Genomic DNA, 20,716 nt, shown 5'->3' on the forward strand with positions numbered 1-20,716 from the left:
GTACCCTCGCAGAGGTATGACAATCGATCTAGTCCGCAGGATCCTGGGGCATTCCTCGGCCATGCTTCATCCCGAGATGATCAAAGTACCGGGGCCGCCCCCCGGAGCCGGGAGCGCGGCGTCGTCGGGACGATAGGTCAGCAGGCGACGGCTGAGGCGCGGGCCGATCCAGCGCTCGATGCCCATCGCCAGGCTGAAGCTCGCCGGCACGATGACCAATGTCAGCACGGTCGAGAGCAGCAATCCGCCGATCACGGTGATGCCCATCGGCGCGCGCCATGATCCGTCCCCGCTGAGCGAAAGCGCCGTCGGAACCATCCCCGCGACCATCGCCACCGTCGTCATCACGATCGGTTGCGCGCGTTTGTGGCCGGCGTCCAGGATCGCGGCGAACGGCTCGACGCCCTTCGACATTTCTTCCAGCGCGAAATCGATCAACAGGATCGAGTTTTTGGCAACGATGCCAAGCAGCATCAGCATGCCGATCAGCACCGGCATCGAGATCGGATTGCCCGTCATCCACAATGCGATCAGGCCACCCAGCGGTGCGAGCATCAAAGAGCCGAGATTGACGAACGGCGCCAGGATGCGTCGATACAGCAGCACCAGAACGGCGAACACCAGCAGCACGCCGGCCACCACCGCCGCGATGAAATTATTGATCATCTCGGTCTCGAACTTCTGCTGGCCCAGCGTCAATTGGGCGACGCCGAGCGGCAGCGACTTCATGATTGGCAATGCGTTTATCTGGTCCATCGCGGTGCTGCTGACGACACCCGGTGCCCGGTCGGCACCGACCGTGATCTTGCGTTGCTGCGCGACACGCTCGATCTTGGTCGCGCCCGCGCCGAAGCTGATATCGGCGACGAGCCCGAGCGGCACCGATCCACCGCTGGCGGTCTGGATGGGCAGGTTGCGGATCGTCGAGAACTGCGTACGGGCGCTCTCGGCGAGCGCCACCCGGATCGGGACCTGACGATCGCTCAGCGAGAATTTCGCGCTGTTCTGGTCGATATCGCCAAGCGTCGCGACGCGGATCGCGTTCGACAATGCGGCGGTCGTCACGCCCATGCTGGCGGCAAGATCCAGATGCGGTTTTATGACGATTTCGGGCCGTTGCAGGTCACCGACAAGGCGCGGCGCGGTTATCGTCGACAGATGCGACATCTGTTCGGCCAGCGTGATCGCGGTCTTGCGCAACACCTCGGGGTCGGACCCGGCGAGCGTGATCGACAGATCGCGGCCGCTATTGCCGCCATTGTTCGACCGGAACGATACGCGAGCATCGGCGATCTGCGCCAGACGCGGGGCCAGCGCGCGTTCGAAGTCGTTGCTGGTCTGAAGCTTCTTTGCCTTGAAGATCGCGGTCACGCGGCCGCTGCCGACGCTGGCACGCTGATACGTCGTCTCGACGTCGGGTTGCCGCTGCAACAGGCTCGCGACCTGATTCACCACCGCCTCGGTCTGCGCGAGCGTGGTACCCGGCACCATCTCGATCGTCGCGGTCGATGCATCGCTGTCCTGATCGGGCTGAAAGGTCATCGGCAACGCGCCGGCACACACCACGGTCAGCGCCAGCGCGCCCACGCCGCCGACCACCGCCGACCAGCGGTGCCGCAAGGTCCAGCGCAGCACCACCATATACACGTTCATGATCGCCCCCTCGCCGTGAGAGCGATGGCCGTCGGCTTTCAGGAAATATGCCGCGATCATCGGCGTGAGCAGCCGCGCCACGGCCAGGCTCATCAACACCGCGATGACGACGGTCAGGCCGAAATTCTTGAAGAACTGTCCCGAAATTCCGGGCATCAGCCCGACCGGAAGGAAAACCGCGACGATCGCCATCGTCGTGGCGAGAACGGCCAGGCCGATCTCGTCGGCGGCGTCGATAGATGCCTGATACGCGCTTTTGCCCATACGCATGTGGCGCACGATATTCTCGATCTCCACGATCGCATCATCGACCAGCACGCCGGCGACCAAACTCAAAGCCAGTAGGCTGATCGAGTTGAGCGTGAAGCCCATCAAATCCATGAACCAGAATGTCGGGATCGCCGACAGGGGAATGGCCAATGCCGAGATGACGGTCGAGCGCCAGTCGCGCAGGAAGATGAACACGACGATCACCGCAAGCACCGCGCCCTCGATCATCGTGTCGATCGCCGAGTTATATTGCAGCTCGGTATATTTGACCTGATTGAAGATGAGCTGGAAATGGACCTTGGGGTTGCGCTTTTCGAGCGCGGCGAGCTTCGCCTCCGCCCCGTGGAAGACGCTGACGTCCGATCCGCCCTTGGCACGCTGGAAATCGAAGCTCAGCACCGATCGGCCGTTGAGGGCCGAGGCGGACCTTTGCTCGGCATACAGATCGCGAATCTGCGCGATATCGGAAAGCCTGATAGTTCGGCCCGCGCCGATCGCGATCTGCGTCTGCCCGAGTTCATAGGCGGTCCGCGCGTTGCCGAGCACACGCACGGCCTGTTCGGATCCGGCAATCTGGGCGCGCCCGCCCGCGGTGTTGATATTGACGAGGCGGAGTTGCTGGTTGACCTCGCTGGCGGTGATACCCTGCGCCTGCAGTTTCAGGGGATCGAGGATGACCCTGATCTCACGGCTGACGCCGCCGTTGCGATCGATATGCGCCATACCGGGCACCGACAGCAGTTCCTTCGACACGGTATTGTCGATGTACCAGCTCAGTTCCTCGATCGTCATGTCGGTGCCGATCGCGGCGTAGCTCGCCAAATCGTTCCCGGTGCTGTTGGCACGTTCGACCTGCGGCTCCAGGATGCCGTCGGGCAATTCGCTGCGCACTTGCTGCAGGGCGCCACGGACATCCTCGACCGCACGATCGATCGGGGTGCCGATCGCCAACTGGATGACGGTGGTCGATTGCCCCTCGGACACGGTCGAGTTGATCTCGTCGATCCCGGCCAGGCTGCGCACCGCTGCCTCTATCTTCAGCGTGACCTGATTTTCGAGCTCGCTCGGTGCGGCACCCGGCTGGCTGACCGAGACGATCACGACCGGGAAATCGATGTCGGGATTGTCGTTGACCTGCATCCGCGCGAAACTGACCAAACCCGCCACGGTCAGCATGGCAAACAGCACCAGCGACGGGATCGGGTTGCGGATCGACCATGCGGATATGTTGCGAAAACTCACGGGCGCACCGCCCGGACGGACGTGCCGCTGGCGCTTCCCGAACGCGTCGCACGCTGGGGATTTGATGTCGGCAACCGTAAAAAGGGACTCATCGCTTCACTCTCGATAGGGCGCATATCGAGAGGTGGTGTAGTGTATTATATCAATAATACATAGCGATTTTTCCGGGCTGGTTTTAGTGTCGAACCGATGGGGTCAGCGGATCCTTGTTTAGCAGACACCCAGGGTTTGTGCTGGTTCGACTGCTCGACGGCGACCAAGCCGTCAGAGGTAAGCGATCGCCGATCAATAGGACCTCGGTAACCCGAGCATATGTTCGGCGACGTAGCTGAGGATCAGGTTGGTCGAAATCGGGGCCACCTGATAGAGTCGCGTCTCGCGGAACTTGCGTTCGATGTCGTATTCGCTCGCGAACCCGAAGCCGCCGTGGAACTGCAAGCACGCGTTGGCGGCTTCCCATGATGCCTTGGCAGCAAGATACTTGGCCATGTTGGCCTGCGTTCCGCACGGCTCGTTTGCGTCGAACCGTCGGCAGGCCTCGAAACGCATGAGATTGGCCGCCTCGACTTCGATGAACGCCTCGGCAATCGGGAATTGCACGCCTTGATTCTGTCCGATCGGGCGCTGGAATACGACGCGTTCGCACACGTAGCGGCTGACGCGATCGATGAACCAATATCCATCGCCGATGCACTCGGCAGCGATCAGCGCACGCTCGGCGTTCAGACCGGTCAGAATGTATTTAAAACCCTGACCCTCCTCGCCGATCAGATTCTCCGTCGGAATTTCGAGATTGTCGAAGAACAACTCGTTGGTTTCATGATTGACCATGTTGAGGATGGGGCGGACGGCCATACCCTTGGCCTGGGCCTCCTTCACGTCGACGATGAAGATCGATAGCCCCTCGGACTTCTTGCGAACCTGGTCGAGCGGAGTGGTGCGGGCGAGCAATATCATCAGGTCGGAATGCTGAAGGCGGCTGATCCAGACCTTCTGGCCGTTGATGACGTAGCGATCACCCTGCCGCACGGCGGTCGTCTTGATGCGGGTGGTGTCGGAGCCGGTGGTCGGCTCGGTGACGCCCATGGATTGAAGTCGAAGTTCGCCGCTGGCGATCTTGGGGAGGTATCTCCGCCGCTGTTCCTCCGACCCATGACGCACCAGCGTGTTCATGTTGTACATCTGGCCGTGGCAGGCACCCGAATTGCCGCCCGTCCGGTTGATTTCCTCCATGACGACCGAAGCTTCGGCAAGACCCAGGCCGGAGCCGCCATATTCCTCCGGGATGAGCGCCGCCATCCAGCCGGCTTTCGTCAACGCATCTACGAACGCCTCGGGATAGCCGCGCGCTTCGTCGATCTTGCGATGATATTCATCCGGGAAATCCTGACACAATGCACGCACCGCGTCGCGGATCTCGTCGTAACCTTGGCCAGCCGTCGTCTGCATCGTCGTCGTCGGATCCTTGTTGCGAGCATCTCGTAAGGGGGCGATCGGCGGAAAGGTACACATTCCGGCCATACCGAACGAATATCGCTTGGATCGAGCAGCTATGCTCAAACGGCATATCGTGTTATTGGCAAAACGGTGGAATTGCAGCAGCTCATCACCTTCGTGCACGTCGCCGAACTGGGGAGCGTCAGCCGCGCCGCCGATCGCCTCGGGATCGCGCAGCCCGCGCTCAGCCGTCAGATCAGGTCGCTGGAAGCCGAGTTGGGCACCGCGCTCTTCAGGCGACACGGTCGCGGCATGGTCCCGAACGACGTCGCTCTCCGACTGCTGGCGCCGGCCGGAGAAATCCTCGACCGCCTTGCCGACATGCGCTCCCTCGCGCGACCGGCAAGCGACTCGCTTCGGGGGCGAGTACGGATCGGGATGACTCCGACCGTCGCCGAGATCATGACCGTTCCGTTGACCACCCGCCTGAAGGCGGAGCAGCCGGACATCGCCTTGTCGATAAGTTCGGCCTTTTCCGGCCATCTGCTTGACTGGCTCAAGCGCGGCGAACTGGACTGCTGCGTCTCGTACGATCCGGAAATCTCGCTATCCGTGCGAACCCAGTCGATCCTGCGCGAGACCATGATGCTCGTCGACGCCAGCACGAGCGGGCTCGTCGATGGCGTGTCCGTGGATTTCGCCGATGTCGTGCGCCGCCCACTGGTGCTGCCTAGCTCGCTCCATGGGCTCCGGCGCATCGTCGATGAATGCGCTGCACGGGCGGGTGTCACGCTGGCCCCCGCGATCGAAGCGGACTCGCTGAGCGGCATCATCGACCTCGTGGCCGCAGGCCTCGGCGCCACGATCCTGCCGCTCGCTCCGGTGTACCGGCAGGTTTGCGCGGGGCAACTCGCCGTCGCACCGATCCACGATCCGACGCCCAGCCGGAACGTGGTGCTCGCCTATCCGGCGGACCGGCCTATCGACCCGGCGACGCGATACGTCGGCGCGACCTTCGCCTCGCTGGCTACGAACCTCGTGGAAACCGGCGTGTGGGCAGGCCAATTGTTGAACGGAGATCCCGTCTGAAGGCCAAAGCTGCCACGTTGGTTTAGGATGGCATGGCGAATGGCGGTTGGCCCGACAGCGCCGATAAGGCAGCCCCGAGCGCGCCGACCTGCTCCGCGGTTCTGGTGGCCGCTATCACGCTGGCAGACAATACGAAGACATAGTCGCCCCGCCGCCAGGCGGCTGCAACGGAACAGACGCCAAGATGCGTATATCCGTCGTCGACGGCAAACCCCTGCTCCGCGGCAGACTCGACCTGTTTCGCATAGTCGGAAAAAGTCACCTCCCGCTGCCATCGCACCACATCGTATCGGTGCCGAAGGTCGTCCTCCGACAGCCCCTGCGCTGCGGCAAATGCGCGCCCGACCGCGCCGCTGCCATCCGGCTGGCGCTGTCCATCGATCAGCTGGATGCGCATCGCAGTCTCGCTTTCGGCGCGGGCGACGAGATTCAAGCGATTGCCTTTCGCGGGCGTCCACAGGCCGATCGCGGCTTCGAACTTCGAAGCGAACCGCGTCATCGCCGGTCGCGCGCGATCGGCGAGCCTTTGTGGCTCCCCATCCTTCAGGGCCGCAACGTCTATCCACAATGGGGAGAGCCGATAGCGCTTGCTGCCGGGCTCGCGTTCCACCGCCCCTTCTTCGATCAACGTGGCCAGAAGGTTGAAGCAGCTGGACGAACTGAGCGCGGCCGCGCGGGTGATCTCCGACAGCGAGAGCGCGCCGGCTTCGGCCAGCAGTCGCATGATGGTGAAGCCACGGGATACGGATGGAACCATCGACCGACGATAGCGCGGGTTGTATTTCTCCAATAGATGAAAAATGATTCTTCTTATTGAGAACGATTTGATTCCGCCATAATGCTCTCAAGCGAAAAAGCTGGAGGAATGTGAGGTGAGGATTCTCGAAGGCAAGGTTGTTGCCGTCACCGGTGCAGGACGCGGCATCGGTCGGGAGGTGGCACTGCATTGCGCGAGTTTGGGTGCGGCGGTCGTCGTCAACGATCCGGGTGTCGCACAAGCGGGCGATGGCGGCGACGCAACGCCCGCCGAGTCCACGGCGCGGGATATCGTGGCGGCCGGCGGCAAGGCCATCGCCAATCTCGGCAACGTCGTGATCCCCGCGGAGGCGACCGGCATCATTGAGGACGCTGTTCGGGTTTTCGGTCGGATCGATGGCGTCGTCAACAATGCGGGCATCGTTCGCGACGCCATCTGGCACAAGATGAGTTTCGAGGATTGGCGCTCGGTCATCGACGTCAACCTGACCGGCGTCTTCAATGTATCCAAGGCGGCGACACCCTATTTCCGGGATCAGAAATCCGGCAGCTTCGTCCACTTCACGTCGACGAGCGGCCTGATCGGCAATGTCGGGCAAGCCAATTACTCCGCCGCCAAGCTTGGCGTCGTCGGTCTTTCGCAATCGATCGCGCTCGATATGGCGCGTGCCGGAGTCCGGTCGAACTGCATCGCACCATTCGCGTGGAGCCGCATGACCTCGTCCATTCAGGCGGACACGCCGGAACAGCTGGAACGGGTTCGTCGCCTTCAGGCCATGACGGCGGACAAGATCGCGCCGCTCGTGGCCTATCTTTGCTCCGATCGCTCGGTCGATGTGACCAATCAGATCTTCTGCGTCCGTAAGAACGAGATCCTGCTCTTCTCGAAACCACGTCCGGTTCGCTCGATGATCAAGACGGATGGCTGGACGGCCGATGCGATCGCCGATGAGCTTGAGCCGGCGTTGCGATCTTCGTTCGCGCGCGCCGACGAGGTTTCCGGTCACATCTTTTCCTATGATCCCATCTGAGGACACAGAGATGACCGCTGCCAACCTCGGCATGGATCCTGACGATTTCGATCAGTTCCTGGACCAGCTTCGCCGTTACGTCCGCGATCGGCTAATTCCCGCCGAACGCGAGATCATCGCGCAGGACGGCATCCCCGCCGAAATCCTCGGCGAGATGCGCGGGATGGGCCTGTTCGGGCTGACCACGCCGGAAGACTATGGCGGCGCGGGCATGAGCGTAAGCCAATATGTCCGCACTGTTCACGCACTCAGCTATGCGATGCCGGCCTTCCGCTCGGTACTCTCGATCAACATCGGCATGTTTTGCTCCGCGCTGAAGAATGGCGGCACGGATCGGCAAAAGGCCGAATGGCTGCCGCGCATCGCCGCCGGCGAGATAGCCTGTTTCGGCCTTACCGAGCCCGGTTCGGGATCGGATTCGGCGGGCATGCAGACCATGGCGGTGAAGACCGACAATGGCTGGGTGTTGAACGGCACCAAGCGCTACATCACCAACTCGCCCGAAGCGGCGGTGTCGCTGGTGATGGCGCGCACCAGTCGCGAGAACCAGCCGAAGAATGCGCACGTCTCCGCCTTCATCGTATCGATGGACACGCCCGGCGTCACGGTCGGCAAGATCGACAAGAAGATGGGCCAATCGGGCAGCCACATTGCCGACGTGATCCTTGATAACGTTCACGTGCCTGACGACGCACTTCTCGGCGGCGAGATGGGGCGTGGCTTCGCCCTTGCGATGAAGAGCCTCGACAATGGCCGCATGTCGGTGGGTGCTGCGGCCACGGGTTATGCCCGCCGCATCCTCGACAGCGCGGTTCGCTACGCCATCGACCGCAAGGCGTTCGGCGAGCCGATCGCCAATTTCCAGCTTATCCAGCAGATGCTCGCCCAGAGCGAGATCGACATCTACGCCGCCGAAAGCATGATGGCCGACGTCACCGCGCGGGCGGATGCGGGCGAGAGCGTGATTCGCCAGGCCGCCGCCTTCAAGGTGTTCGCCAGCGAGATGTGCGGGCGCGTGGCGGATGCCTGCGTGCAGGTCTATGGCGGCGCCGGCTACCTCGCGGAATATGACGCCGAACGCTTCTTTCGTGATGCGCGTATCTACCGCATCTACGAAGGGACGACTCAGATCCTCCAGTTGCAGATCGCCAAGCATATGCTGCGCGATGTGAACGCGGCGGCGTAGGTCGCGGAATGTACGATCTGCTTTCGGGCCTGTCGATCATCGAGGCTTCGTCCTTCGTCGCCTCGCCGTCGGCCGGTCTCTACTGTGCACAGATGGGCGCCGAAGTGATCAGGGTCGATCAGATCGGTGGCGGACCCGATTACCGCCGCTGGCCAGTGACCGAGGCGAACGACTCCCTGTATTGGGAAAATCTCAACCGAGCCAAGAAGTCGGTGGCGCTGGACCTGCGCCGGCCGGAAGGGCGCGAGTTGTTGCAGGAACTCGTGCGGGCGACCGGGCAGTTTATCACCAACTTCCCGGCGACCGGCTTTCTTGGACATGAGACACTCGCTGAGGGGTGCCCCGACCTCGTGACGATCCGCGTCATGGGGTGGGCGGACGGGTCCGCCGCGCTCGACTACACCGTCAACAATGCCGTCGGCTATCCGATGATGACGGGCGAGGGGCCAGAGCCGGTCAATCATGTCCTGCCCGCCTGGGATCTGCTCACCGGCTCATACGCAGCGTTCGCACTGCTTGCCGCGATCCGTCAGCGGGAAGTCACCGGCAAAGGCTGCGAGATACGCATACCCCTGTCCGACGTAGCCATCGGAACCGTAGCCAATCTCGGCGGTGTCGCGGAAATGCTCCACGCCGGTGCGAACCGTCCTCGCCTCGGCAATACGGTCTACGGTCTTTTCGGCCGCGATTTCATGACCTCGGACGGGCGTCGAACGATGATCGTGGTGGTTACGCCCCGGCAGTGGACGGAATTGGTCGCCTCGCTCGATCTCGGCGATCAGGTTCGAGCGGTCGAAACGGCGCGTGGCGTATCGTTCGATACCGACGATGGTCTGAGATTTACGCACCGTGATGCGCTTTACCCTTTGTTCGAGCGCGCTGTAGCTGCGCGCACGTATGGCGATCTCGCCGCAGCGCTGGATGCCGGCGGCATCGTCTATTCGGTCTATCGAACGATGCTGGACGCCGTGCACGATCCGATGCTCGTCGCGGACAACCCGATTTTCGGGACCGCGCGTAACCCCAGCGGCTTCGACTATCCGGCGGCGGGAGCCTTCGTCACCTCGCCGCAGCTTCCGCGCCACCCGCCACTGTCCGCGCCCCGAAACGGCCAGCACAGCGAGGAGGTGCTTGCCGAGCGCCTGTCTCTGTCGTCGGCGGAGATCGCCCGCCTGCACGACGCGGGTATCGTCGGCATCGCTTAGCAGGGACTATCACTATACTTCTTCGCCGCGCAGCTATCGTCAGCCCCATCCGTACCGCCGTCGGAAAGTTCGGCGGCGGGCTCGCTTCGCTTTCCGCGGCGCAACTCGGCGCGTGCGTCCTGAAAGCGCTCGTCGAACGAACCAAGCTGGATCCTGCGCGCGTCGACGATGTCGTCTTCGCGCAATCCTATGGAAATGGCGAGGCGCCCTGTATCGGCCATTGGGCCTGGTTGGCGGCCGGCCTTCCGATCGAGGTTCCGGGCTACCAGCTCGATCGGCGCTGCGGCTCGGGTCTTCAGTCGATCGCCAATGCCGCGATGATGGTGCAGACCGGGATGTCCGACGTTGTCGTCGCAGGCGGCGTCGAGTCGATGTCCAATGTCGAACATTATTCGACCGACATACGCAAAGGGATGCGGACGGGCGGTCTCGTGCTGCACGATCGGCTCTCCCGTGGTCGACTGATGTCGCAACCCGTCGAGCGCTTCGGGGTGATCTCCGGCATGATCGAGACGGCGGAAAACCTTGCGAACGATTTCGGAATCGATCGGGAAGCCTGCGATAGCTATGCCGCGCGCAGCCACCAACGCGCATCGGCGGCCTGGCAGCAAGGGCTGTTCGACGACGAACTCGTGCCCGTCCCGGTGCCCCAAAAGAAGGGCGGCGCGATCCTGTTCGCCCATGACGAAGGCTACCGCGCCGACGCCAGCGTGGAGACGCTCGGCTTGCTCAAGCCCCTGGAAAGCGGTGTCGTCACCGCAGGTAATGCAAGTCAGCAAAACGATGCGGCGGCGGCCTGCCTTGTCGTGGCGGAGGACAAGCTCGAAGAACTCGGTCTCGAGCCGATAGCGTGGTTCCATGGCGCGGCGGCAGCGGGATGCGATCCGAGCCGCATGGGCATCGGGCCCGTTCCTGCTGTCGAACGTCTCTTCAAACGAACCGGGCTCGGCTGGGACGACATCGATCTTGTCGAACTCAACGAAGCCTTTGCGGCACAGGTTCTGGCGTGTCTCAAGGGTTGGGGATGGTCCGAAGATGACAGTCGGCACGGCATCCTGAATGTGAACGGATCCGGCATTTCCCTGGGCCACCCGATCGGCGCCACCGGCGGACGAATACTCGCCAACCTCACGCGCGAGCTGGTTCGCCGGGAGGGTCGGTTTGGCCTCGAGACGATGTGCATTGGCGGAGGGCAGGGCCTGGCCGCCGTTTTCGAGCGCGCCAGATAATCGCGCGGAACCAGTGCGACCGCGCTGGTCAGCGCACAAGCGCCGTAGCCCCAATTTGTCGGGCTGGCGTCCTCGTGCCTTGTCGCGAGCGCTGTATCAGACCAGGCCGTCCGCAAACTCGCCGTCGATCAGGATGAAGGCGATCCGGCAGTTCCGGTCGGAACGGTTCGACCACGCGTGATTGGTGCCGCGCTGGACGACGATGTCGCCGGGGCGGCAGATGGTCTCGCCCTCGTCCATGATCAGAACCAGTTCACCTTCGATCACGATGCCGTAATCGATGCTCTGCGTCCGGTGCATGAACGGATGCGGCGCGCCTTTGGCGGCCGTGGAGGCGTCCTCCATGCCGATCGCGGCGAAATGCTCGCGCGCTTCTTCTTCGCTGATGGTCTCGAAATCCTCCGTTTCGGGCGGGATATCGAGCACGCGGATGCGCGTGCCGCCGGGCGGCGGCGGCAGGATGAGGCCGGTTTCGGGATATTCGCCGCTGGCCTTGTCGATCTTCGCCGGCGTCTCGCGCGTGCTCCAGATTTCGTAGAAGACAGGGCCTTTGGGGCCGATCTTCTCGATGCGCGTCGGCGGCGCATCGGACTGGATAATCGCCTTGCCGGCCGCATTATGGCCGGTCACGATACGGCGGATGTTCGACATGGCATGTCTCCGAAATTAAAGAACAGGACTGACCGCGACCACATGCTGGTTGATCGCGCCGAACAAGGGTTTGCCCTCGGCCGTGCGGGCTTCCATCCGGACCCGGTCTCCGAAGTGCATGAACGGGGTTCTCGCGGCACCTTCGTCCAGCAATTCGATCCCGCGCCGTTCGGCGATGCACGACGACCCCACCTCGCGGAAATTCGCGTTCGATACCGTGCCCGTGCCGATGATGGTCCCAGCGCACAATGCGCGCGTCCGCGCCGCATGGGCGACGAGTTCGGGCAGCGAGTACGCCATCGGATAACCCGACGCCGCGCCGAACCGCGTGCCGTTCCAGTCGACGATCAGCGGTAGGTCGACACGCCCGTCGCGCCACGCCGCGCCCAGTTCGTCCGGCGTCACCGCCACCGGTGCCATGCTGCTGGCGGGCTTGGCCTGTACCCAGCCGAAGCCGGTCTTCATCTCGATCGGGGCGATTGCTCGCAGCGACCAGTCGTTGATCTGCACGACGAGGCGGATGTGGCGTTCGGCCTCGGATGCGGTCACGCCCAACGGCACGGCATCGACGATGATTCCGAATTCGCCCTCGAAATCGATCCCGTCCGCCTCGCTTGGGAAGGCGGCATCCTGCGTCGGTGCGAGAAAAGTGTCGGACATGCCCTGATACATCAGCGGGCGGCCCTTGGGATTGGGCTCCAGACCGAACACCGCCTGCATCAGGTCGCCGTGGCTTTCGAACGCGGATCCGTCGAGCCATTGCCAGGCACGCGGCAACGGGGCCAGCGCCGTCGCCGGATCGAAGACCTGAACGCCGTCCGCCGTACCCGCCTCGAGCGCCTCGAACCGGGCGCTCAGCGCGGGCTGCACCTCTTCCCAGCGATCGAGCGCATCCTGCAGGGTGGCGGCGATGTCGCTTGCGGGCACGGCGCGCGTCAGATCGCGCGAGACGATGACGAGCGCGCCATCGCGTGTTCCGTCGGAAATCGTGGCCAGTTTCATGCGCCGTCCTCCATCGCGCGCGCCACCAGCACGTCGATATCGCCGTCATGAACGAACCCCAGCGCGTCGGCGAGCGGGGTCGTCAGTGGTGGCTGGCTGCCGAATTGCATCTCGATCGTCGCATCGGGGGCATAATCGACCCGCGCCCCGCTATCCGGAAAGCGCCGCCCGATCGCTGCGACGAGATCGTCGAAACGGACGTGCTGCGCCGGCAGCGTCATCGCTCGCCGCCGCCCCAGCCGATCGCGTTCGATCGTGCCGGCATGCAACAGGGCCGCGACGCAGGCCCGGACCGATATCAGCCAGGTCGTGCCCGCTGCCCGCACCGGCAGCGTGATGGCCTCGCCTGCGGCGAAGCGATAGAACAAGGCGTTGAGAAAGGCCGACTTCAGTCGGGCATCCGCCCCCGGCCGCGCGACGATACCGGGCAGGCGCAGGGCCAATCCGTCGATCCAGCCGCGCGCGCTGAACTGCTCCACGGCGATTTCCATCATCCGCTTCTGCGCGCCGTAGATCATCGTCGGCAGCGGGGTCGTGTCATCGTCGATCGCATCGGGCAAGGGCGGGCCGAAGACCGCGATCGAACTCGCGAATACGACGCGTGGCGGCGCATCCTCGTTCCGCAGCGCCTCCAGCAACACCAGCGTCGCATCCACATTGACGCGGCGCGCCGCCGGATAGTCCGCCTCCGCCGCGCCGCCCAAGATGCCGGCGAGATGGAACACCAGGTCGGGCGTATTCGCGACCAGTTTCGCGCGGATCGCCGGGTCGCCGAAATCGCCTTCGCAGCGGACGATCCGTGGATCGTCGATCCCGTTCGTCAGGCTAAGATCGTTGAGCATGATGACGGCATCGGCGAAGCGCGGATCGGCCAGCAGCGCGCGCACCAGCCGGGCGCCGATGAAACCATCCGCGCCCGTCACCAGAATACGCTGCGCCGGACGTGTCACGAACGGCCTTGCTCTGCGGTGGTTTCGGCCAGCAGCGCCCGCAGCCGTTCCTCGGTAAATTCCTCGGCGACGATCGTCAGCGAACGATCACGATCGATCCCGTCGGCGTTGAACAGTGCGGACACCTGCGACGCTGCGGCCATGGCTGCGGCATGGCCATCGAACCACGCCTCGAACACGCTATCGGCGAACCGCTGACCGTGCGGCGGCGGGGCGACGACGTTTTCGGTCAGCGCCGCGATGCCGTCCCAACCCCTCATCGTCTCGGCAATGCCGTCGCGGATCGCGGTCCAACGGTCATCATCGAGGTCGGGCGTGCGGCTCACGAAAACGAACAGTTTGGCGGAGGTTCTCGCACCCTCCACGATCGTGTGCGGGGCGAGATTGAGGCGGACGACGCTGGGATTGTGCACGAAACGGGGCTCGTCCGGGCTGAGCGTTTCGAGATAGTAAGGCGTCGCCAGCGCCGCCTGCATCGCCGGCATGCTTTCGAAATTCACCTCCGTCACCAGATCGCGCTCGATCGCATGGGGGCCATCACCCGCCGGATAGCCGCCGTCGACGACATGGTTCTGCACATAATATGCCGGCAGCGCGCCGGCATCCGGGGGTGGCAGGACGACCATCCGGCCATGCACTTTGCGCAGATGCGCCTGTGCAGCCTGCCGCGTCAGGCCCGGCGCGCGTCGCCCCAGGAAAAAGAACTTGATCATCCGCAGCGCCTCCCGATGCTAGAAACTGAATGCCAGCCGCGCGCCGTAGGTGCGTGGCGGAGCATAGGTCGAGGTGATCTGGTTGCCGACGCTGCCGACATACTGGGCATAGGTCGGCACCGCGCGATTGGTGAGGTTGCGGACATACCCGGTCAGCGTCCAGCGATCGTCGGCCTTGCCGAAGCTCACCGAGGCGTCGAACGTCGTGTTGTCGCCCGTGTTCTGCTGCGCCAGATAATCGAAACCGATCACCGCGTTGGAGCGATATTGCACGCTGCCGGACAGGACGGCCTTGTTGTCGCCCAGCGGGATCGTCTGATCGATACCGCCATTCACCGACCATTTCGGCGAATTGTACGCAGGCTTGCCCGAGCAATCGACGATATAGACGGTGCTGGCGGCGCTCGGCGTCGAGAACGGGCAGCCGACGACCGGTTGCAGCGCGGCCTTGGGCACCTGATACGTGTAGGAATTCACCTTGGAGTCGAGATACTGGACCGTGCCGGTGAGCTGCGTGTTGCGCGTCGCTAGGAACCGGACATCGACGTCGATGCCCTTGAGCGTCGATCGGCCGACATTCTCGGTGAAGAAATTGACCGAATTGTTCGCATCGATACCGAAATGCGACACCTGCTGGTCGCGATATTTCCAGTAAAAGGCTTCGATGTTGAGCTGAAGCCGGTTGTCGAAGAAGCGGTTCTTCGATCCCAAGGTCCAGGCATCGACATATTCGGGCTGGAACATCTCGTGCCCCGGCGCGACGGAGAAGCCGCCCGAGCGATAGCCGGTCTCGTAGCTTGCATAGAGCAGGGATCGGGGCCCGAGATCGAATTCACCCGCCAAGCGATAGGTGAAACGACCATTGTCGATCGCGGACTTCACGGTGTTGGGGAGGTACAATACCAGATTGCCGCGCGTTCCATAAGGAACGGGCACGCCCGGTACCGTTGGACCGCCCACGAACTGGCTGAGCGTATCGATGACGGGAAGCGAAGGTCCGCCGATGCAGGAGGCCGCCCCGCAGATTTCCACCAGCGTCGCGACATTGGCGTCGAAATTCTTCTTGTCCTTCGTGTAGCGGCCGCCACCGACGAGGCGCAGGCGATCGGTCAGATTGAGCGTCAGCCGGCCGAACCCGGCATAGGATTTGGTCTTCGAACTGAAATCCTGAAACGAGATGATCTGATACTGGTTGATCGCGTACCGGCCCCGAACCGTCTCGTCGAAATAATACAGGCCGACCAGCCAGTCGATCGGGCCGACGCGCTTGCCTTCGAAGCGGGCTTCGGTGCTGAACTGCGTGTTGGTCTCCACATTGTGCGACGACCGGAACGAGGGGCCGTTGAACACGAAATCGAGTTCCGACCGGCGATAGGCCGGCAGGATCGTGAGCGTGCCGACATCGGTATCGAGCGAGATGTCGCCCGTGACACCGTAATAATTGTTGTCGAGATACGGCGTGCTGAGCGGAGCCGGATTGATGAACGCACCGGGGATCACCTGACGGCTGAAATAGGCCCGGCCGGCAGTGGAGAGCAGCCCGCTATAGGGATCGAGATTGGCTGGCGTGAACGTGTAGTTCGCCGGCGAAGTCGCGGTCGCCGGCGAGCCGGGCGTGTAATTCTCTGTCCCGACATAGCTCGCTCCGCTGCCCAGACCACCCTGGTGCGAATAGTCGCCGGACAGGCGCAGGCTGAGATTGGCGGTCGGCTTCACCAGCAGCTGCACGCGCACCGCCTTGCCGTTCTCGTCGCCCGTCCCGTCCTGATAATAGCCGTTGTGATAGGCCGATGTGGCTGCGACCCGAAGTGCGGCATCGTCGCCGATCGGCAGGTTGGCGGCGACCTCGACATTGGTCGCGGTGTAATTGCCGGCACCGAAGGCGACGCTCAGCGAGCGTTGCCCGAGGATCGGCTTGTTGGGGATCACGTTGATCGCGCCGCCCGTCGCGTTGCGGCCGTACAGGGTGCCCTGCGGCCCTTTCAGCACCTCGATCCGCTGGAGATCGAAGAAGGTGCCGGTGGTCGAGGTGGGGCGCCCGAGATACACGCCGTCCACATTGAACGCGATCGCCGGATCGGAATACGCGTTGTTGGTGTAGTTCCCGACGCCGCGAATGAAGAAGGTCGTGTTGGCACCGCCGCCCTGCTGCACGGTCAATGCGGGTGCCACGGCGTTGAGCGTCGCTGCGGTCATCACGCCCTTGCTGGCGAGTTCCGCGGGTGAAACGACGTCGATCGCGATCGCCGCGCGCTGCGCGCTTTCGGTTCGGCGCTGCGCCGTGACGACGATTTCCGCCAATCCCTCTTCAGCAGGTGGCGCATCCGCTGCGGGCACCGTCTGCGGCGCGGGCGTAGCGGTCTGCGCATGGGCTGCGGTGCCGATCATGATCGCGACCAACGCCGTGGATGTCGTCAAAAAATCGCAACGCATAATCCTCTCCTTATCGGCCGCATTCCTGGCGGTCCGGTGACCGGTAAAAACCACGGTCCGGATCATCAGAGAAGTTGTTTATATTTATCAAATATCATTTATAGATTTTATGGATTGCGTTGGTATCGACTCTCCCCGCCGATCCGCGCGACGCACGCCCCGGCCAGAACGGCATGCCCATCGCGCTCCGCAGGATCGGCGGCGTCGTCAGGATCCCGACCAGCCCGCCATAAAGGCACTTCACGATCAGCGCGGTCTGCGGCGACATGATTGCCGGGCCGAATGCGAGCATCGATAGCAGTGCCGCCCCGCCCAGCAGCGGCATCGCCGCCAGCGCCAGAACGAACAATCGCCAGATCTGCTTGGCGCCCGACGGCACCGGACCCGCAGTCGACAGGATGCCTTTGCGAACTCTCGCCAGCATGATGAACGACGGTACGATTCCGCCCAGGAACGTGATGCCGAACGTCTGCGCCAGAAAATCGATCGCGAGCGATCGTCCCGCAACCGGCATCCATCCGAAGACCAGCAGAAAGAACCCGATGCTCACCACCGCGTTCACGACCGCACTCGCTACCGTGTCGCGCCGCAGCAGCACCTGCGCATCGAGAACGCCCCGCGTCACGCGGTCCGGCCGCCGAGCGTCTCCGCGAACCAGTCGGCGATATAATCGCGACCGAAACTCATATTATCGGCACCGACATGCTCGACCCCGCCCTCGCGCGGCGTGAAGATCTTGAGTTCGCGCCGGGGTGAATTGACCAATTGGTCGTAACTCTGCCGGGCGTAGTCGAGCCCGATCTGGCGGTCGTTTTCGCCGTGCGTGACGAGGAACGGCACCATGATCCGGTCCATGATCCCCTCCAGCGTCATGCCCTTCGCCTTTTCGAGGAAATCGGCCTGATCCTTCGCCCCGAACACCCACCAGACATGGCTCCAGTAATGCGGCACCGGGTTCTCGCCCTCGCGCCGCATCCGCTTCTGCTGGACTTCCGCCCAGTCATGATTGGCACCCCACACCGCGCCGCTCGCAAACCGTGGTTCGAACGCCACCGCCCGCGGCGCATAATGGCCGCCCAGCGAAAGACCGGTCATTCCGATCAACTGGTCATCGACCTCGTCACGCCCCTCCAACCAATCAACCCACGCCGACGCCCACGCCTCGCTGTCGGCGCGCGCCGGAATGCCCTGCAGGCGCAGCGCCTCGCCAGTGCCCGGCTGATCGACGCACAGGCAGGAAATCCCGCGCTTGGCGAGCGCATGCGGCAGCCAGGAAAAGAAGATCAGTTCCTTGGTGCTATCCAGCCCGTTGCAATAGACGACCGCCGGGCGCGGCCCTTGCCCGACACCGACCGTCCACAGCCCGGACAGCGTCTTGCCTTCGTAGGCGATCTCGACCCGCTCGACATTGTCTTTGGCGAAAAGCGTCCCGCGCGCGAAGCTGTCGAGCGCCTTCGCATAGGTTTCCTCGCGACCGGGATGGCCGTGCCCCTGCATCCGCTCGGCCATCTGGTAATAGAGCGACGCGCGTTTCAATTTCTCGCCCGCCGAGAACAGACGCCCGTTCGTCTCGTCTTCGCCAGCAAGCCCGGCAAGCTTGTCCGCCATCTTGGACCATTCGGCCATGAACGCAGCCGTGCCGCCGTCCTCGCCGCGTGCGGCGGCATCGCGGATCGGCGCGCACATATCGATGATCTCGCCGATCTTCGCGCCGCTTTCGAGCGCGATCGAAACCGACAGGTTCCAGACATAATTGGGGAAATATTCGAACAGCGCCACGCGCTATACCCCCGCTGGCTGGAACAAGGCGGCGTCCGCTTCGGGATGCGGCATCGTGTGTGGGCCGCCGACGCCGGTTTCCCACTGGTCCATCACGCCCGGCCCCGGCTCGTGCACCTTCGCCTCGTGCGTGGCGTCGTCGACCGATTCCAGTTCCGACGTATATTCCACCGCAAACCCGTTCGGCGTCGTGAAATAGCTGAAGGTATTATTGCCCGCCGTGTGGCGTCCCGGACCCCAGCGTATGTCGGTGCCCATCTTTCGCAGCCGGGCGATCCCGCGCATCATGTCGTCCACCGTCAGCATGTCATACGCGACATGGTTCAGGCATGGCGGCCCGGGCAGGAAGGCGATGCGGTGATGCCATTCGTTGCACCTGAGGAAACTCATGAAGTCGCCCAGCCAGTCGGACACGCGGAAGCCGAGCACGTCGACGAAGAACGCCGTCATCGCCTTGTGGTCGGGCGAGTGCATGACGATGTGGCTGATCTTCTGCGGCACGCCGTCCCAGCGCAGCATCGGCCGCGACGTGCCGCGCGCGACGTCGCTCGATACTTCGAACGGCAGGCCATCGGCCGAGAAGAAGCGGAAGCCATAGCCACCGCCGAACGTCGTCAGCTCGCGGGGGGCGAAAATGATCTTGCAGCCTGCCGCCTCCACCTTGGCGAACAGCGCATCGACATCGGCGCGCGTGTCGGCCGCCAGCGCGATGATATCGATGCGCTCTTCCTCCGCTGCCCGCAGGCGCACGACGTACAGTTCGTCGCTGCCCTCGGTCGCGAAATGCTCCATCCCGTCCTGGGTGCCGACATGCTTCAGCCCCCATATGTCGCGGTAGAAGTCGCGCTCGGCGTCGATGTCGGGGCAGCCATAGCCGACATAGCGGATTTCAGTGACCCTGCTCGTAATGGCATTCATGGTGCGTCCTCTCAGATCGGTGCCGCGGTGACGGCGAACATATCGTGCGTGGCCTTGCCCTGTTCGACGCGTGGCCCCTTGCCGATCTGCCCCAGGCAGATGGCGAGGCTGGCGCGGACGATATAGGCGCAGCGGTCGAAGCGGCGGTCGCGATAGGCGGCGAAGCCGGCCTCCGGGGTTTCGGCGCGCGCGAGCTCCTCGGCGAGGACGATCGAATCCTCGATCGCCATGCCGCCGCCCTGCCCGAGATGCGGCGTGGTGGCATGGACCGCATCGCCCAGCAGGACCACGCGGCCCTTGTGCCACGGCCCTTCGACCAGCAACCATTCCAGCGGCTTGTAGACGACCGCCTCGTCGTCGACGATCTGCACGGCCAGACCGGCAATCGCGGGCGGCATACCGGCCAGCTTCGTGCGCATCGCCTCGGCCAGCTTCTCGCGCCGGTAGCGGGGATTGCCGGGCTCGGGCGTCGTCAGGTACATATACATCAGATCGTCGGCGAGCGGCACCAGCCCGACGCCGATCGGCCCTTCATAGGCGTGAAGCCCGGTAACATCGGCGGAGCGCACGAAATTGTAACGCCACACCGCTTGGCCGGTGAATTCCGGCGCGGGCGTTTCCGGAAAGATCAGGCCGCGGATCTGCGAATAGAGGCCGTCCGCACCGACCACGATGTCGTAGCGCCCCGCCGTCCCGTCCGAGAAGACGATATCGACGCCGTCGCCATCGTCGTAAAGGCTCGCGACGGTCACTCCCAGCCGGACATTGGCACCCGCTGCGATCGTCCGGTCGCCCAGCACCTTGTGGAGCGCCCGCCGCCCGATGCCGACATTGGCCGGATAGCCCTCGACCAAAGCAGGCGAGGCCAGCCGTGCGACCTGTTGCCCGTCGGGCAGGAAGACGCACACTTCGTCATAACCGAAGCCGGCCTCGAGATAATCGTCGAGGAGATCGAGTTCCTTCATCGCCCGCACGACGTTCGACTGCTGGATGATGCCGACGCCGTAGACCGACCAGCTCGGATCACGCTCGATCAGGTCGACCGTCATGCCCTTGCGCCGCAGGGCGATCGCCGCCGTGAGACCACCGATACCGCCACCGATGACCAATATCTTGGTCATCTCGCCGATCCGCCAAGTAAATAGAAGCCCATGCCATCCTCTCGTCAGACC

General features: G+C 63.7%; 17 protein-coding genes. 5 read left to right on the plus strand and 12 right to left on the minus strand.

The genetic code is table 11. From position 1 onward, the window contains the following. Positions 1 to 66: 66 nt before the first annotated feature. Both U1738_RS15740 and U1738_RS15745 read right to left on the minus strand, forming a co-directional pair. A complete protein-coding gene (locus tag U1738_RS15740; RefSeq protein WP_332790001.1) occupies positions 67 to 3,165 on the minus strand; it encodes an efflux RND transporter permease subunit in 3,099 nt (1,032 codons plus the stop codon). Positions 3,166 to 3,450: 285 nt separating this feature from the next. Beyond that, the gene (locus tag U1738_RS15745; RefSeq protein ID WP_332790002.1) at positions 3,451 to 4,614 is read right to left on the minus strand and encodes an acyl-CoA dehydrogenase family protein; all 1,164 of its coding nucleotides are present in this window, start codon (positions 4,612 to 4,614) and stop codon (positions 3,451 to 3,453) included. 138 nt (positions 4,615 to 4,752) lie between these two features. On the opposite strand from U1738_RS15745, the gene U1738_RS15750 reads away from it, so the two are divergent. Next, positions 4,753 to 5,691 carry a LysR family transcriptional regulator gene (locus U1738_RS15750; RefSeq protein ID WP_332790003.1) on the plus strand — a complete coding sequence of 313 codons (939 nt, stop codon included), beginning with the start codon at positions 4,753 to 4,755 and terminating at the stop codon, positions 5,689 to 5,691. Between the two features lie 22 nt (positions 5,692 to 5,713). On the opposite strand, the gene U1738_RS15755 is transcribed toward U1738_RS15750, so the two are convergent. Further along, positions 5,714 to 6,448 (minus strand): IclR family transcriptional regulator, encoded by a 735-nt coding sequence (locus U1738_RS15755; RefSeq protein ID WP_332790004.1) that lies wholly within the window; start codon positions 6,446 to 6,448, stop codon positions 5,714 to 5,716. A gap of 121 nt (positions 6,449 to 6,569) precedes the next feature. Between U1738_RS15755 and U1738_RS15760 the strand changes: the two genes are divergently transcribed. The 4 genes from U1738_RS15760 to U1738_RS15775 are packed head-to-tail and all read left to right on the plus strand — an operon-like array spanning position 6,570 to position 11,098. Continuing rightward, a complete protein-coding gene (locus U1738_RS15760; protein WP_332790158.1) occupies positions 6,570 to 7,478 on the plus strand; it encodes an SDR family NAD(P)-dependent oxidoreductase in 909 nt (302 codons plus the stop codon). 10 nt (positions 7,479 to 7,488) lie between these two features. Further along, positions 7,489 to 8,664 (plus strand): acyl-CoA dehydrogenase family protein, encoded by a 1,176-nt coding sequence (locus tag U1738_RS15765; protein WP_332790005.1) that lies wholly within the window; start codon positions 7,489 to 7,491, stop codon positions 8,662 to 8,664. An 8-nt stretch (positions 8,665 to 8,672) separates the two neighbouring features. Beyond that, positions 8,673 to 9,869: a CoA transferase gene (locus U1738_RS15770; RefSeq protein ID WP_332790006.1), complete on the plus strand. Its 1,197-nt coding sequence runs from the start codon at positions 8,673 to 8,675 to the stop codon at positions 9,867 to 9,869. 14 nt (positions 9,870 to 9,883) lie between these two features. Next, positions 9,884 to 11,098: an acetyl-CoA C-acetyltransferase gene (locus U1738_RS15775; RefSeq protein ID WP_332790159.1), complete on the plus strand. Its 1,215-nt coding sequence runs from the start codon at positions 9,884 to 9,886 to the stop codon at positions 11,096 to 11,098. A 96-nt stretch (positions 11,099 to 11,194) separates the two neighbouring features. Here the strand turns inward: U1738_RS15775 and U1738_RS15780 are convergent, their stop codons facing one another. The 9 genes from U1738_RS15780 to U1738_RS15820 all read right to left on the minus strand — a co-directional run bounded on the left by U1738_RS15780 (position 11,195) and on the right by U1738_RS15820 (position 20,665). Further along, positions 11,195 to 11,749 carry a cupin domain-containing protein gene (locus tag U1738_RS15780; RefSeq protein ID WP_332790007.1) on the minus strand — a complete coding sequence of 185 codons (555 nt, stop codon included), beginning with the start codon at positions 11,747 to 11,749 and terminating at the stop codon, positions 11,195 to 11,197. Positions 11,750 to 11,764: 15 nt separating this feature from the next. After that, on the minus strand, positions 11,765 to 12,751 hold the full coding sequence (locus U1738_RS15785; RefSeq protein WP_332790008.1) for a fumarylacetoacetate hydrolase family protein: 987 nt from the start codon (positions 12,749 to 12,751) through the stop codon (positions 11,765 to 11,767). Beyond that, positions 12,748 to 13,701 carry an NAD-dependent epimerase/dehydratase family protein gene (locus tag U1738_RS15790; protein WP_332790009.1) on the minus strand — a complete coding sequence of 318 codons (954 nt, stop codon included), beginning with the start codon at positions 13,699 to 13,701 and terminating at the stop codon, positions 12,748 to 12,750. The genes U1738_RS15785 and U1738_RS15790 overlap by 4 nt, the downstream gene beginning before the upstream one ends. Next, on the minus strand, positions 13,698 to 14,414 hold the full coding sequence (locus tag U1738_RS15795; protein WP_332790010.1) for an EthD domain-containing protein: 717 nt from the start codon (positions 14,412 to 14,414) through the stop codon (positions 13,698 to 13,700). The genes U1738_RS15790 and U1738_RS15795 overlap by 4 nt, the downstream gene beginning before the upstream one ends. An 18-nt stretch (positions 14,415 to 14,432) precedes the next feature. Beyond that, positions 14,433 to 16,847: a TonB-dependent receptor gene (locus tag U1738_RS15800; protein WP_332790011.1), complete on the minus strand. Its 2,415-nt coding sequence runs from the start codon at positions 16,845 to 16,847 to the stop codon at positions 14,433 to 14,435. Positions 16,848 to 16,941: 94 nt separating this feature from the next. Further along, the gene (locus U1738_RS15805; protein ID WP_332790012.1) at positions 16,942 to 17,472 is read right to left on the minus strand and encodes a hypothetical protein; all 531 of its coding nucleotides are present in this window, start codon (positions 17,470 to 17,472) and stop codon (positions 16,942 to 16,944) included. Next, entirely contained in the window at positions 17,469 to 18,626 is a 1,158-nt protein-coding gene (locus U1738_RS15810; protein ID WP_332790013.1) for an alpha/beta hydrolase family protein, read from the minus strand. The genes U1738_RS15805 and U1738_RS15810 overlap by 4 nt, the downstream gene beginning before the upstream one ends. Positions 18,627 to 18,629: 3 nt before the next feature. Further along, positions 18,630 to 19,544: a VOC family protein gene (locus U1738_RS15815; RefSeq protein WP_332790014.1), complete on the minus strand. Its 915-nt coding sequence runs from the start codon at positions 19,542 to 19,544 to the stop codon at positions 18,630 to 18,632. An 11-nt stretch (positions 19,545 to 19,555) separates the two neighbouring features. After that, complete coding sequence (locus U1738_RS15820) at positions 19,556 to 20,665, minus strand: FAD-dependent oxidoreductase (RefSeq protein ID WP_332790015.1); 1,110 nt, start codon at positions 20,663 to 20,665, stop codon at positions 19,556 to 19,558. Between the last annotated feature and the right edge of the window lie 51 nt (positions 20,666 to 20,716).

Source organism: Parasphingomonas caseinilytica (genome assembly GCF_036663755.1).
Lineage (GTDB): Bacteria > Pseudomonadota > Alphaproteobacteria > Sphingomonadales > Sphingomonadaceae > Sphingomonas.

Excerpts from the sequence above, each read along its gene's own strand:
- U1738_RS15745 (WP_332790002.1), bottom strand. The coding sequence starts at position 4,614 with ATGCAGACGACGGCTGGCCAAGGTTACGACGAGATCCGCGACGCGGTG.
- U1738_RS15755 (WP_332790004.1), bottom strand. The coding sequence starts at position 6,448 with ATGGTTCCATCCGTATCCCGTGGCTTCACCATCATGCGACTGCTGGCC.
- U1738_RS15765 (WP_332790005.1), top strand. The coding sequence starts at position 7,489 with ATGACCGCTGCCAACCTCGGCATGGATCCTGACGATTTCGATCAGTTC.
- U1738_RS15770 (WP_332790006.1), top strand. The coding sequence starts at position 8,673 with ATGTACGATCTGCTTTCGGGCCTGTCGATCATCGAGGCTTCGTCCTTC.
- U1738_RS15780 (WP_332790007.1), bottom strand. The coding sequence starts at position 11,749 with ATGTCGAACATCCGCCGTATCGTGACCGGCCATAATGCGGCCGGCAAG.
- U1738_RS15785 (WP_332790008.1), bottom strand. The coding sequence starts at position 12,751 with ATGAAACTGGCCACGATTTCCGACGGAACACGCGATGGCGCGCTCGTC.
- U1738_RS15795 (WP_332790010.1), bottom strand. The coding sequence starts at position 14,414 with ATGATCAAGTTCTTTTTCCTGGGGCGACGCGCGCCGGGCCTGACGCGG.
- U1738_RS15800 (WP_332790011.1), bottom strand. The coding sequence starts at position 16,847 with ATGCGTTGCGATTTTTTGACGACATCCACGGCGTTGGTCGCGATCATG.
- U1738_RS15815 (WP_332790014.1), bottom strand. The coding sequence starts at position 19,544 with ATGAATGCCATTACGAGCAGGGTCACTGAAATCCGCTATGTCGGCTAT.
- U1738_RS15820 (WP_332790015.1), bottom strand. The coding sequence starts at position 20,665 with ATGACCAAGATATTGGTCATCGGTGGCGGTATCGGTGGTCTCACGGCG.